This window comes from Methylibium rhizosphaerae, from assembly GCF_006386545.1.
In the GTDB taxonomy this organism is placed as follows: domain Bacteria; phylum Pseudomonadota; class Gammaproteobacteria; order Burkholderiales; family Burkholderiaceae_C; genus Pseudorivibacter; species Pseudorivibacter rhizosphaerae.
Genome location: NZ_SWAR01000023.1, coordinates 152,931 through 165,801, shown reverse-complemented (window position 1 = coordinate 165,801; position 12,871 = coordinate 152,931). Strand labels below are relative to the sequence as shown.

Here is a 12,871-nt window from a genome sequence, read left to right as displayed (position 1 = left end):
GGAAACGGGCGCCCTCCGCGTTGCAAATGCTCAGCGGGGGAACGACCCCGCTTCCGCTTTGCGCCTTGATGGCGCCCGTTTCCTGGGTCACGTGAGGCTCCAAATAGCGTTAACAGGCCCTAGCCCTCACGCATCGAGCGCGACAGCAGCAGCACCGGGATCAGCCCGACCAGCACGATGGCCAGCGACGGCAGCGCCGCCTCCGACAGCCGCTCGTCGCGCGCCAGCTGGTAGGCCACCACCGCCAGCGTGTCGCTGTTGAACGGGCGCAGCACCAGCGTGGCCGGCAGCTCCTTCATCACGTCGACGAACACGAGCAATGCTGCAGCCAGGGCCGAGCGCTTGAGCAGCGGCGCGTGCACACCGAAGAACAGCCGCGGCCGGCTCACGCCCAGCGTGCGGGCCGACTCGTCGAAATGCAGCGGGATGCGCGCATAGCCCGACTCCACCGAATGCAGCGCCACCGCCGAGAACCGCACGAGGTAGGCGTACACCAGCCCGAGCAGCGTGCCCGTCATCAGCGCGGCGGCACCCGAGCCGGGCCAGCGGGATTGCACCCAGCCCACCGGCAGCAGGATGCCCACCGCGATCACCGCGCCCGGCACCGCATAACCCAGCGACACCACCCGCGTGGCTGCGCGCAGCAGCGGCTGCGGCCGGGCGCGCAGTGCGAACGCCAGCGCCAGCGCCAGTGCGGCGGCCAGCACCGCGCTGCCGGCGGCGAGCTTGAAGCTGGTCCAGCCCCACCGGGCAAAGCGGTCCCACGGCAGGCCGAACTCGCCATGCTGCGCTTCGCCCCACATCAGGCGCAGCAGCACCAGCACCGGCAGCACGAACCCGAGCACCACCGGCAGCGCGCACAACAGCCAGGCGGCCGCCGCACGCAGCCCGGCCAGGCGCAAGGGCCGCGCCTCGGCGCTGTGGGCCGGTCCGCGCCGGGCGGTGGCAAAACGCAGCCGCGACTGGGCGCGCTGCTCCAGCCACACCAGCGCGGCCACCAGCGCCAGCAGCAGCGTGGCGAGCTGGGCCGCGGCCAGGCGGTCATCCATCACCAGCCAGGCCTTGTAGATGCCGGTGGTGAAGGTGTTGAGGCCGAAGTAGGATCCCACGCCGTAGTCGGCCAGCGTTTCCATGAGCGCCAGTGCCACGCCGGCCGCCAGCGCAGGCCGGGCCAGCGGCAGCGCCACCTCGCGCACGCGCCGGGCCGGGCTGGCGCCGAGCAGGCGTGCCGCTTCCATCAGCGCCACGCCGCGTTCGGTGAGCGCGGCGCGGGTGAGCAGATAGGCATACGGGTACAGCGACAGCACGAACAGCAGCACCGCGCCCCACAGGCTGCGCACGTCGGGCCACAGCGCACCCTGGGCGCCGGTCAGCGCGCGCAGGCCGGTCTGCAGCGGGCCGCTGAACTGGAGGAAGTCGGTGTAGGCATAGGCCAGCACGTAGGCCGGCATGGCCAGCGGCAGCAGCAAGGCCCATTCGAACCAGCGCCGCCCGGGGAATTCGAACAGGCTCACCGCGGCTGCCGTGGCGCCGCCCACTACAGCCACGCCGATGGCCACCGACAGCGCGAGCCACAGCGACGTCCATGCATAGCCCGGCAGCACCGTACGGGCCTGGTGCTGCAGGACGGACAGGCTTTCGCTGCTGAAGCCGAACCAGGAGCCGAGCACCCCCAGCACCGGCAGTGCCAGCACCGCACACAGCACGACGATCAGACGCATCAAACGGGGACTTTCAAGGCCGCCCACCCGCGACCGGAAGGGAAATGAGAACGATGTTCATTTGTAAGCGACCGGTATCATAGGCCGATGTTTCTGGAGCTTGACCACGTTTGCGTGCAGTACCCCGGCAGTTCGCAAGGGGTGCGGGCGGCGGTAGAACAGGTGTCGCTGGCCTTGGCGCCGGGGCAGATCGGCGTGCTGATCGGGCCTTCGGGCTGCGGCAAGACCTCCTTGCTGCGGGCGGTCGCAGGGCTGGAGCGGCCCACGGCAGGACGCATCGCGCTGGGCGGTGAAACCCTGAGCGATGCACAAGCCGGCATCCACCAGCCGCCCGAGGCCCGGCGCATCGGCATGGTGTTCCAGGACTACGCGCTCTTTCCCCACCTGTCGATCGCCGACAACGTGGGCTTCGGCCTGCACCGGCTGCCCCGCGCGCAGCGCCAGCAGCGGGTGCAGGAGATGCTCGACCTCGTGGGGCTGGCCGCCACCGCGAAGCGGTTGCCGCACCAGCTGTCGGGCGGCCAGCAGCAGCGCATCGCGCTGGCCCGCGCACTGGCGCCGGCGCCGCGGCTGCTGCTGCTGGACGAACCGTTCTCCAGCCTCGACGTGGACCTGCGCGGGCGCCTGGCCCAGGAAGTGCGGGCCATCCTGAAGCAGACCGGCACGACGGCGCTGTTCGTCACCCACGACCAGCTGGAGGCGTTTGCGCTCGGCGACGTGATCGGCGTCATGCAGCACGGCCAGCTCGACCAGTGGGACAGCGCCTACCAGCTCTACCACCGGCCGGCCACCCGCTTCGTGGCCGACTTCATCGGCCATGGCGTGTTCACGCCCGCGCAGATCATCGCCGGCCCCGGCGGCACGGTGGTGCGCACGCCGCTGGGCGACCTGGCCGACGTGGACGAATGCCCGCTGCCGGGCGCCTACCCCGGCGGCGCCTGCGAGGTGCTGCTGCGCGCCGACGACATCGTCCACGACGACGACGCGCCGGTGAAGGCGCAGATCCGGGCGAAGGCCTTCCGCGGCTCCGAGTTCCTCTACACGCTGCAGCTCGCCAGCGGCGAGCAGGTGCTGGCCCACGTGCCGTCGCACCACGACCACCAGCTCGGCGAATGGATCGGCATCCGGCCCCAGGTCGACCACGTGGTGACCTTTCCGCGGCAGGCTGCGTAGCGCCTGCGGCGTGCAGCCCGTCCTTCTTGAGGAATAGGTCCGGACCCAAACAATTCTTTGCAGAACTGGCCGGCAACTTACCGGGTTTTTGCGGTTCCAAGCGCAGGCCCCGCACCTATACTGGGTGCGAGTTTTGCTAGTCATCGTCTTTGTTGTTGAAGGAGCTTCGCCCCATGGGAGCCAAGCTGAAAGTTGCCGGTTGGGTTGCGCTCGGTGCTGTGGCCGGCGCGTTGACGACGATGCAGTTGCAAGCCATTGCACGCAGCTCGTTCGCTCCGCTGCCCCTCGAAGAGATGCAGCAGCTCGCCTCCGTGTTCGACCACGTGAAGAAAGAGTACGTGGAACCGGTTGACGAGAAGAAGCTCATCAACGATGCCATCGGCGGCATGGTCGCCGGGCTCGACCCGCATTCGCAGTTCTTCGACAAGAAGAGCTTCAAGGAATTCCGCGAAGGCACCTCCGGCAAGTTCGTCGGCGTGGGCATCGAGATCGGCATGGAAGACGGCCTGGTGAAGGTCGTCTCCCCGATCGAAGGCTCGCCGGCCTTCCGCGCCGGCCTGAAGAGCGGCGACCTCATCACCAAGATCGACGACACCTTCGTCAAGGGCCTCACGCTCGACCAGGCCGTGAAGAAGATGCGCGGCGAACCGTCCACGAAGGTGGTGCTCACCATCTTCCGCAAGGCCGAAAGCCGCAGCTTCCCTGTCACCATCACCCGCGAAGAGATCAAGGTCCAGAGCGTGCGCGCCAAGATGGTGGAGCCCGGCTACGCCTGGGTGCGCGTGAGCCAGTTCCAGGACCGCACGGTCGAGGACTTCGTTCGCAAGGTCGAAGAGCTCTACAAGCAGGACCCCAGCATCAAGGGCTTCGTGCTCGACCTGCGCAACGACCCGGGCGGCCTGCTCGAAGGCGCGGTCGCCATCTCGGCGGCCTTCCTCCCCCGCGACGCGGTGGTGGTCAGCACCAACGGCCAGATCGCCGAGAGCAAGGCCACCTTCATGGCCCGGCCCGACGACTACCTGCGCCGCGGCGGCAGCGACCCGCTGCGCAAGCTGCCCGAGGCCCTGAAGAACGTGCCGCTGGTGGTGCTGGTGAACGAAGGCTCCGCCTCGGCCAGCGAAATCGTCGCCGGCGCCCTGCAGGACCACAAGCGCGCCGTCGTGATGGGCGCGCAGACTTTCGGCAAGGGTTCGGTGCAGACGGTGAAGCAGCTGTCGCCCGACACCGCGCTCAAGATCACCACGGCGCGCTACTACACCCCCTCGGGCAAGTCGATCCAGGCCCGCGGCATCGTGCCCGACGTGATGCTCGACGAAACCGCCGAAGGCAACGTGTTCGCCGCCCTGCGCCCGCGCGAGGCCGACCTCGAAAAGCACATCGGCAACGACAAGGCACCCGAAGCCAAGGATCCAGCACGCGAGAAGGCGCGCGAAGAGGCGCTCAAGCGGCTCGAGGAAGAGCAGGCCAAGAGCAAGCAGCCGCCCAAGCCGCTGCCCGAGTTCGGCAGCACCGAAGACTTCCAGCTGCAGCAGGCGCTCAACCGCCTGAAGGGCAAGCCGGTGCTGGTGAGCAAGAGCGCGGTCGAGCGGCCGGTCGAAAGCGCCAAGGCCAACTGAGGCCCCGCCTCCCTTCCCCGCGAAAGCCCGCCCACCGGCGGGCTTTTGTTTTGGTTCATGGGCAGTGGTTATGCTCGCCGCATGAACGACGACCAGCTCCTGCGCTACAGCCGGCACATCCTGCTCGATGAGATCGGCGTCGAAGGCCAGCAGCGCCTGCTCGATGGGCAGGCCCTGGTCATCGGCGCCGGCGGCCTGGGGTCGCCGGCGCTGCTCTACCTCGGCTCGGCGGGCGTGGGGCGCATCACCGTGGTCGACCACGACACGGTGGACCTCACCAACCTGCAGCGCCAGATCGCCCACAGCTTCGACCGCATCGGCCTGCCCAAGGTGGAGTCGGCCGCCAAGGGCATTGCGGCGCTCAACCCGGGCGTGAAGCTGCGCACCGTGGCCCGCCGGGCCGACGCCGCGCTGCTCGACGAACTGGTGCACCAGGCCGACGTGGTGCTCGACTGCAGCGACAACTTCGCCACCCGCCAGGCGGTCAACCGCGCCTGCGTGAAGCACCGCAAGCCGCTGGTGGCAGGCGCCGCCATCCGCTTCGAGGCGCAGATTTCGGTGTACGACCCGCGCGACGACGCCAGCCCCTGCTATGCCTGCGTCTTCGCCCCCGACCAGGCGGTGGAGGAAGTGGCCTGCGCGACCATGGGGGTGTTCGCGCCGCTGGTCGGCATGATCGGAACCATGCAGGCCGCCGAGGCACTCAAGCTGCTGGCCGGCATCGGCAAGACGCTGGCCGGCCGACTCCTCATGCTGGATGCCCTGACGATGGAATGGAACGAAGTGCGTGTGCTGAGACAACCCGACTGCCCCGTGTGCGGGGGCCTGCGATGAGCACCCGCTACCGCAGGGGCCTATGGGCCGTGTGCTTGAGCCTTTGCGGCCTCGGCGGCGCCGCCGCCCAGCAGAAGGCCCACGTGCATGGCGTCGTGACGCTCGACGTGGCGGTGGACGGGCCGACGCTTTCGGTGCAGCTCGAAGCGCCGGCCGACAGCCTGCTCGGCTTCGAGCACCGCCCCCGCACGGCGGCGCAGAAGCAGGCCGCAGCGCAGCTGCAGCAGCGCCTGCGTGAGGCCGCGCCCTGGCTGCGGCCGAACGCCGAAGCAGCATGCCAGCTGCGCGAGGGCACGGTCGAATCGGCCTTGTTCGATGAGGGCGCGCCGGGCAAGGCCGAAGAAGACGGCCATGCCGACGTCGACGCCGGCTACCGGTTCGAATGCCGCCAGCCCCAGGCCCTGGCGACGCTCGAGCTCGGCCTGTTCGAGGCCTTCCCGCGGATGCAGCGCATCGAGGTCCAGATGGCTGGCCCCAAGGGCCAGGCCAAGGCGACGCTCAGGCGCCCGGACAAGACCTTGCGCCTGCCTGCCCGATGAGCGCGGCCGACACGGCCGCTGCATCGCTGCTGCAGCTGCGCGACGTGCGCTTCCGGTGGCCGCGGGCTGCGGCCGACAGCATCGCCATCGACCAGCTGCACGTCGCGGCCGGCCAGGCGGTGTTCATGCGCGGGCCCAGCGGCTGCGGCAAGAGCACGCTGCTGTCGATGGCCGCGGGCGTGCTGGTGGCGCAGCAGGGTGAGGTGAGCCTGCTCGGGCACGACTGGCGGCAACTTTCGGCCGCGCGGCGCGACCGCCTGCGGGCCGACCATGTGGGCTACGTGTTCCAGCAGTTCAACCTGCTGCCCTACCTGTCGGTACTCGACAACGTGCTGCTGCCGTGCCGCTTCTCGAAGCGGCGCGCACAGCGGGCCGCCGACAGCCACCGCGGGGCACGCGATGCCGCGCAGGAGCTGCTGCAGCACGTGGGCCTCGGGCCGGCGCTGTGGCAGCGGCCGGCGCGCGAGCTGTCGGTGGGCCAGCAGCAGCGGGTCGCCGCAGCGCGTGCGCTCATCGGCCGGCCTGAGCTGGTGATCGCCGACGAGCCCACCTCGGCCCTCGACGAGGCGCGGCGCGACGACTTCATGCGCCTGCTGCTGGCCGAATGCGCCGCCGCCGGCAGCGCCCTGCTGTTCGTGAGCCACGACGCCCGGCTGGCGTCGCACTTCACGCACCACGTCGACCTCGCGTTGCTCAACCGGGCCGCCGCAGCCGCGGAGAGTGCGGCATGAAGGCCATGTTGTCGCTCGCCGCGCGCAGCGCATGGAACCGGCGTTTCGTGCTGTCGCTGATCGTGCTGTCGATCGCGCTGTCCACCTTCCTGCTGCTGGGCATCGAACGCATCCGCAACGACGTGCGCGAGAACTTCTCGCAGTCCATCTCCGGCACCGACCTGATCGTGGGCGCCCGCACCGGGCCGGTCCAGCTGCTGCTGTATTCGGTGTTCCGCATCGGCAGCGCCACCAACAACATGCGCTGGAGCAGCGCACAGGCCCTCGCCGGGCACAAGGCGGTCGCCTGGATGGTGCCCATCTCGCTGGGCGACAGCCACCGCGGCTTTGCGGTGGTGGGCACGACCACCGGCTACTTCGAGCACTTCCGCCACGGCGACCAGCAGCCGCTCCAGCTCTGGCAGGGCCGGCGCTTCGAGGCCTTGTTCGACACCGTGCTGGGCGCCGAGGTGGCCGAGCGCCTGGGCTACAAGCTGGGCGACCGCATCGTGCTGAGCCACGGCGACGGCGCCCTGGCCGGCAACGACCACGCCAACAAGCCGTTCACCGTGGTGGGCGTGCTGGCACGCACCGGCACGCCGGTGGACCGCTCGGTGCACATCAGCCTGCAGGCCATGGAGGCGCTGCATCTCGACTGGGTGGCCGGAGTGCCGCTGCCCGGGCTTTCGGTGACGGCCGAGCAGGCCGCACAACAGAACCTCACACCCAGGACGGTGACCGCGGTGCTGCTGGGCCTGAAGGGGCGCGCGGCGGTGTTCGCGGTGCAGCGCCACGTGGCTTCCTTCGAGGCCGAGCCGCTCATGGCCATCCTGCCGGGCGTGGTGCTCGACGAGCTGTGGACCGTGGTCGGCGCGGGTGAACGCGGGCTCCAGGCCATCAGTGCGCTGGTGGCGCTGGTGAGCCTGGGCGGCCTGGTGGCGGTGATCCTCGCCGGCCTCGACGAGCGACGGCGCGAGCTGGCCATCCTGCGCGCCGCCGGCGCCGGCCCACGACAGATGCTGCTGCTGCTGGCCGCCGAGGGTGCGCTCGTCACGCTGTGCGGCGTGGTGCTCGGCGCGCTGGCGCATGCCGCAGCGGTGGCGCTCGCCGGCGGCTGGTTCGAGGCGCGGTTCGGCATCGCCCTGCACCTGGGTATGCCGGGCAGCACAGAATGGGCGCTCATGGGCGCGGTGCTTGCCGGAGGCTGGCTGGCGAGCCTGGTGCCCGGCTGGCGCGCCTACCGGCTGTCCCTGGCCGATGGCCTTTCACCAAGGATCTGAACACCATGAAGAGACGCACCTGCCTGCGGGCCGCGGGGCTTGCGCTGACGCTGACCGCCGCTGCCGCGCCATGGGCCCTGGCCGCCGGCGGCCCCTACCGCGAGATCCAGTGGGACGACCTCATGCCCAAGGACTGGGACCCGCTCAAGCAGCTGCGCGGCAACAAGGACGCCGGCGTGAACCTGAGCCTGTTCAACGACGGCGACCCGCGTGCGCAGCAGATGCTCAAGGACATGCGCGACATCTGGGACAACGCGCCCACCAATGCCGCGCTCGACGGTGCCGCCATCCGCCTGCCCGGCTACGTGGTGCCGCTCGAGGAGGCCAAGGGCCTGCTGAAGGAATTTTTGCTGGTGCCCTACTTCGGCGCCTGCATCCACTCGCCGCCGCCGCCGGCCAACCAGATCGTCCACGTGGTACTCGACAAGCCGGTGAAGGGCTTCCACTCGATGGACACGGTGTGGGTCAACGGGCTGCTGAGCACGACGCGGCAGGACTCCTACATGGGCGTGAGCGGCTACAAGCTGCGCGCCGACAAGGTGGAGCGCTACGTCGCCCCGCCGGCCAAGTAGGTCTGCCCGCCCCCTCCTGCTCGGAGTAAGCTCGCCCGCATGAACAAGAAGCGCCGCAAATTCGCCGCCGTCCGCAATTTCCCGTCCGCACAAGAGGAAGCGGCCGCAGTCACCCCGCCATCGTTGTACGGCGGGCCCGAAAGCGCCTACCGGCTCGCATTCACCGACACCGAGTTCCTGCTGCGCGAGGAGCTGCGCCCGGTGCGCATGCAGCTCGAGCTGCTCAAGCCCGAGATGGTGCAGCGCGAACACGGCATCGAGTCGACCGTGGTGATCTTCGGCAGCGCCCGCATCCTGCCGCCCGACGTCGCGCAGCAGATGCTCGAGGCCGCGCAGCGCAGCGGCGAGGGCCCCGACAACACCGCCATCCGGCGCGCCGAGATGCATGTGGCCATGTCGCGCTACTACGACGAAGCGCGCACGCTGGCCGAACTCATCACGCGCGCCTCGCAGCAGTTCGACCCGCCGGTCTACGTGGTCACCGGCGGCGGCCCCGGCATCATGGAAGCGGGCAACCGCGGCGCCCTCGACGTGAAGGGCGGCAAGAGCGTGGGCCTCAACATCGTGCTGCCGCACGAGCAGGAGCCCAACCCGTACATCACGCCCGAACTGTGCTTCCAGTTCCACTACTTCGGGCTGCGCAAGATGCACTTCCTGATGCGCTCGATCGCGCTGGTGTGCTTCCCCGGCGGCTTCGGCACGCTCGACGAGTTCTTCGAGGTGCTCACCCTCATGCAGACCGGCAAGTGCCGGCGCCGCCCCATCCTGCTGTTCGGCCGCGACTTCTGGGCACGGCTCATCAACTTCGACCTGCTGGTCGAGACCGGCATGATCAGCCCGCAGGACGTGAACCTTTTCGAGTTCGTCGAGACAGCTGAGGAAGCGTGGGCTGCGATCCAGCACGCCTACCAGCTGGACGGCCCCGTGAGCCTGACCGGCTCGTTTGCAGAAGACGTATGAAACAACACAAAGTCTCCTTGATCGGTGCGCCCACGGACGTGGGCGCGGGTGCGCGCGGCGCGTCGATGGGCCCCGAGGCGCTGCGGGTGGCCGGCCTGCAGGCCGCGCTGCAGGGGCGCGGGCTCGAGGTCATCGACCGCGGCAACATCAGCGGCCCGCACAACCCGTGGCTGCCGCCCGACGAGGGCTACCGCCACCTGGGCGAGGTGGTGGCCTGGAACCAGGCGGTGCACGACGCGGTGCACGGCGAACTCGCCGGCGGCCGCCTGCCCATCCTGCTGGGCGGCGACCATTGCCTGGCCATCGGCTCCATCAGCGCGGTGGCCCGCCACTGCCGCGAGAAGGGCAAGAAGCTGCGCGTACTGTGGCTGGACGCGCATGCCGACTTCAACACCAGCATCATCACGCCCAGCGGCAACATCCACGGCATGCCGGTGGCCTGCCTGTGCGGCCATGGCCCGAAGGAGCTGGTCGAGATCGGCGGCCACGTGCCGGCCATCAGCCCGAAGTGGGTGCGCCAGATCGGCATCCGCAGCGTGGACGAAGGCGAGAAGCGCTTCGTGCACGAGATGGACCTCGAGGTCTTCGACATGCGCTACATCGACGAGATGGGCATGCGCCACACGATGGAGCTCGCGCTGGCCACGATGGACAGCAACACTCACCTGCACGTGAGCTTCGACGTGGACTTCCTCGACCCCGAAGTGGCGCCGGGCGTGGGAACCACCGTGATGGGCGGGCCCACCTACCGCGAGGCGCAGCTGTGCATGGAGATGATCGCCGACACCGGCCGCCTCGCATCGCTCGACGTGATGGAACTCAACCCGGCCTTCGACGTGCGCAACCGCACCGCCATCCTGGCGGTCGACTACATCGAGAGCCTGTTCGGCAAGAGCACGCTGATGCGCAAGTAGCGGCGCTGCGGCCGCAGGTCGTCAGCCCACCGCCCGCTCGATCTGCCCGTACGCGTGCTGCATCCAGAGCTTCAGCCGCTGGCGCTCCATGAGCCCGAGGCTCGGGCCTTCCTTGCCGAGGTTGCGGGCGGCCCAGAAGCTGCTGTTGCTCGCGTCGATCTTCTGCACCGTGCCTTCGTGCAGGCGCTTGAGCTCGACGACCCTGGCACCCAGGGCCAGCGCCCGCTCCTTCTCGCCCGAGCGCTCGAGCTGGCCGAAGTCGTCGCCGCGCAGCTGGTTCAGCACCAGCACGTAGTGCAGGCGCTGGCCGAAACGGTCGAGCAGCTTCTTCAGCAGGTCCACCGAATCGCGCCCGGAGTCCATGACGTGCCAGTAGTGGATGGCGAGGCCGGACATGTCGGCCAGGTCCAGCACGCCGGACTCGTCCATCCACTTCACCAGCGGGTCGTGGGTCTGCGCGGCAAGGTCGACCACCACGCTGCGGCCCGGCTGCTCCACGGCGGCTTCGATGATGGAGTCGAGCGCCTCGTAGCTGTCCACCAGCACCGCCTTGGCATAGCCGGCATAGAAGCGCATCAGCGAGCCGTGCGAGCGGTCGGTGTCGAAGCCGGCGAACGGGAGTTCGTTGTCGATGAAGTACTGCGCGAGCAGGCGCGACACCATGGACTTGCCGACCCCGCCCTTTTCACCACCCACGAAGTGGACGTTGGTGACCGGCGTGCTTTCCAGCGTCGGGATCTGGGTGGTCGTCATCTCGTGTCGCTCCTTTGAAGGCTCGTGTGTCGCGAGGCCGGCAGGCAGCATGCCGGTGGGCCGCATTGTGTGCCCAGGCGCCAGCTCGTGCACCACCTGCGCGGCCAGGGCTCAGCCCTTCTTGGCCGCTGGGGCGCGCCTGGCCGCAGGCGCGGGCATGCGGCCCCGCCGCGCCAGGCTCTCGCGCAGCAGGAACTCAACCTGCGCGTTGGCGCTGCGCAGCTCCTGCGCCGCCAGGCGTTCGATCTCTTCCCACAAGGCGGGGTCGATGCGCAGCGGGTAGGACTTCTTGCCGGGACTGGCCATCTCGCCTGCAGTGTGGGTCAGGTGTAGAGGGTGCCCGTGTTGACGACCGGCTGGGTCTCGCGGTCCGAACACAGCACGACCAGCAGATTGGACACCATGGCGGCCCGGCGCTCGTCGTCGAGCTCGACCACGTTGCGCTCGGACAACCCGTTGAGCGCGGCCTCGACCATGCCGACGGCGCCCGCCACGATGCGATAGCGCGCGCTGACGATCGCCTCGGCCTGCTGACGACGCAGCATGACCTGCGCGATCTCGGGGGCATAGGCGAGGTGGGTGAGCTTCGCGTCCAGCACCTCCACGCCGGCGCCGGCAAAGCGCGCATCGAGCTCGGCCTTGAGTGCGGCGGCCACGTCGTCGAGGCCGGCGCGCAGGGTGGTCTCGTCGGGCGCAAGGTCCTCGCCGCTGTCGTAGGCATACATTGAAGCCAGGCGCCGCAGCGCCGCCTCGGCCTGCACCTTCACGAAGGCCTCGTAGTGGTCCACACCGAACACGGCTTGCGCGGTATCACGCACCCGCCACACGACGGCCGTGCCGATCTCGACAGGGTTGCCGCGCTTGTCGTTCACCTTCAGCGGCGGCGTGTTGAGGTTGCGCGCGCGCAGCGAGATCTTGTGCTTGGTCTGCAACGGGTTGGCCCACCGCAGGCCCTCGGTGCGGTCCGTACCGCTGTACTTGCCGAACAGCAGCAGGATGGCGCCTTCGTTGGGTTGCAGCATGTACAGCCCGGCCAGCACGAAGAGGCCCCCCAGCAGCGCCGCGAGCACGAGCACGAGGCCGCCAAGGCCGGGCAGCCCTGCGCCGCGCATGATCATCAGCGCACCCATGACGATCAGCGCAACGCCCGCCAGCACCATCACATAACCGTTCGCAGACTGGTACGGGCGCTCCTGCGGATTCGAGTGCATTTCGATCTTCATCGGTTCTCCTTCCCGAAAAGTGATATCACTCTAATATCCACCCGACAGAGCGTCAAGCGGGCGCTGTCAGCCTCGGCTGACACCACTTCGAAGCACCGGACGACAGCCCCGGCTGTGGCGCATGCCTAAGCTTCCTTCGTGCCTGCCATGGCACGCAGCAAGAAAGGAACATCTATGTTGAAAAACCACCTCCGCACTGCGGCGCTCGCAGCTGCCGTGGCATTGAGCCTGGGAACTGTTGCCGGATGCGCGGTGACGCGGGGCCAGCAGACGGCCGGCGCCTTCGTCGACGACACGCAGATCACCACAGCCATCAAGGCCAAGTACGCGAAGGATCCGGCAGTGGCCGCCACGGCGATCAACGTGGAGACGATGAACAACACGGTGCAGTTGAGCGGTTTCGCGAAGTCGCAGGAAGAGAAGGACCGCGCCGGCGCCATTGCGGCCGACACCGAAGGCGTGAAGGCCGTGCGCAACAACGTGATCGTGCAGCCCTGACGCGCGAGCAGCCTCACGTCGAATCGTTGAATTGTTGAACTGTTGACTTGCGACGGTGCACTCAGCCGGGTGCTGCGT

14 protein-coding genes are annotated in these 12,871 nt (G+C 69.1%); 10 read left to right on the top strand and 4 right to left on the bottom strand.

Annotated elements, in window-relative coordinates:
- Positions 1-119 precede the first annotated feature (119 nt).
- Positions 120-1,721 carry an ABC transporter permease gene (locus E8D38_RS17170; protein WP_140633596.1) on the bottom strand — a complete coding sequence of 534 codons (1,602 nt, stop codon included), beginning with the start codon at positions 1,719-1,721 and terminating at the stop codon, positions 120-122.
- Between the two features lie 87 nt (positions 1,722-1,808).
- Between E8D38_RS17170 and E8D38_RS17165 the strand changes: the two genes are divergently transcribed.
- The 9 genes from E8D38_RS17165 to rocF all read left to right on the top strand — a co-directional run bounded on the left by E8D38_RS17165 (position 1,809) and on the right by rocF (position 10,319).
- Positions 1,809-2,894 carry an ABC transporter ATP-binding protein gene (locus tag E8D38_RS17165; protein ID WP_140633593.1) on the top strand — a complete coding sequence of 362 codons (1,086 nt, stop codon included), beginning with the start codon at positions 1,809-1,811 and terminating at the stop codon, positions 2,892-2,894.
- Positions 2,895-3,067: 173 nt separating this feature from the next.
- Entirely contained in the window at positions 3,068-4,510 is a 1,443-nt protein-coding gene (locus E8D38_RS17160) for a S41 family peptidase (RefSeq protein ID WP_140633590.1), read from the top strand.
- 81 nt (positions 4,511-4,591) lie between these two features.
- Complete coding sequence (locus E8D38_RS17155) at positions 4,592-5,344, top strand: HesA/MoeB/ThiF family protein (RefSeq protein WP_140633587.1); 753 nt, start codon at positions 4,592-4,594, stop codon at positions 5,342-5,344.
- A complete protein-coding gene (locus tag E8D38_RS17150; protein ID WP_181179196.1) occupies positions 5,341-5,883 on the top strand; it encodes a DUF2796 domain-containing protein in 543 nt (180 codons plus the stop codon). The genes E8D38_RS17155 and E8D38_RS17150 overlap by 4 nt, the downstream gene beginning before the upstream one ends.
- On the top strand, positions 5,880-6,614 hold the full coding sequence (locus E8D38_RS17145) for an ABC transporter ATP-binding protein (protein ID WP_140633581.1): 735 nt from the start codon (positions 5,880-5,882) through the stop codon (positions 6,612-6,614). The genes E8D38_RS17150 and E8D38_RS17145 overlap by 4 nt, the downstream gene beginning before the upstream one ends.
- A complete protein-coding gene (locus E8D38_RS17140; RefSeq protein ID WP_140633578.1) occupies positions 6,611-7,873 on the top strand; it encodes an ABC transporter permease in 1,263 nt (420 codons plus the stop codon). Before E8D38_RS17145 ends, E8D38_RS17140 begins: the two co-directional genes overlap by 4 nt.
- A gap of 5 nt (positions 7,874-7,878) precedes the next feature.
- On the top strand, positions 7,879-8,445 hold the full coding sequence (locus E8D38_RS17135) for a DUF3299 domain-containing protein (protein ID WP_140633575.1): 567 nt from the start codon (positions 7,879-7,881) through the stop codon (positions 8,443-8,445).
- A 39-nt stretch (positions 8,446-8,484) separates the two neighbouring features.
- Positions 8,485-9,405, top strand: coding sequence for an LOG family protein (locus E8D38_RS17130; RefSeq protein ID WP_140633571.1), 921 nt, complete (start codon positions 8,485-8,487; stop codon positions 9,403-9,405).
- A complete protein-coding gene (gene rocF / locus E8D38_RS17125) occupies positions 9,402-10,319 on the top strand; it encodes an arginase (protein WP_140633568.1) in 918 nt (305 codons plus the stop codon). The genes E8D38_RS17130 and rocF overlap by 4 nt, the downstream gene beginning before the upstream one ends.
- Before the next feature lie 21 nt (positions 10,320-10,340).
- On the opposite strand, the gene E8D38_RS17120 is transcribed toward rocF, so the two are convergent.
- The 3 genes from E8D38_RS17120 to E8D38_RS17110 all read right to left on the bottom strand — a co-directional run bounded on the left by E8D38_RS17120 (position 10,341) and on the right by E8D38_RS17110 (position 12,295).
- Entirely contained in the window at positions 10,341-11,072 is a 732-nt protein-coding gene (locus E8D38_RS17120) for a nucleotide-binding protein (RefSeq protein WP_140633565.1), read from the bottom strand.
- Between the two features lie 111 nt (positions 11,073-11,183).
- A complete protein-coding gene (locus E8D38_RS17115; protein ID WP_140633562.1) occupies positions 11,184-11,378 on the bottom strand; it encodes a type II toxin-antitoxin system antitoxin in 195 nt (64 codons plus the stop codon).
- Positions 11,379-11,395: 17 nt separating this feature from the next.
- Positions 11,396-12,295, bottom strand: a complete 900-nt coding sequence (locus tag E8D38_RS17110; protein WP_246099538.1) for an SPFH domain-containing protein — start codon at positions 12,293-12,295, stop codon at positions 11,396-11,398.
- A gap of 147 nt (positions 12,296-12,442) precedes the next feature.
- Between E8D38_RS17110 and E8D38_RS17105 the strand changes: the two genes are divergently transcribed.
- Complete coding sequence (locus E8D38_RS17105) at positions 12,443-12,793, top strand: BON domain-containing protein (RefSeq protein ID WP_425462787.1); 351 nt, start codon at positions 12,443-12,445, stop codon at positions 12,791-12,793.
- The last annotated feature ends 78 nt before the right edge of the window (positions 12,794-12,871 follow it).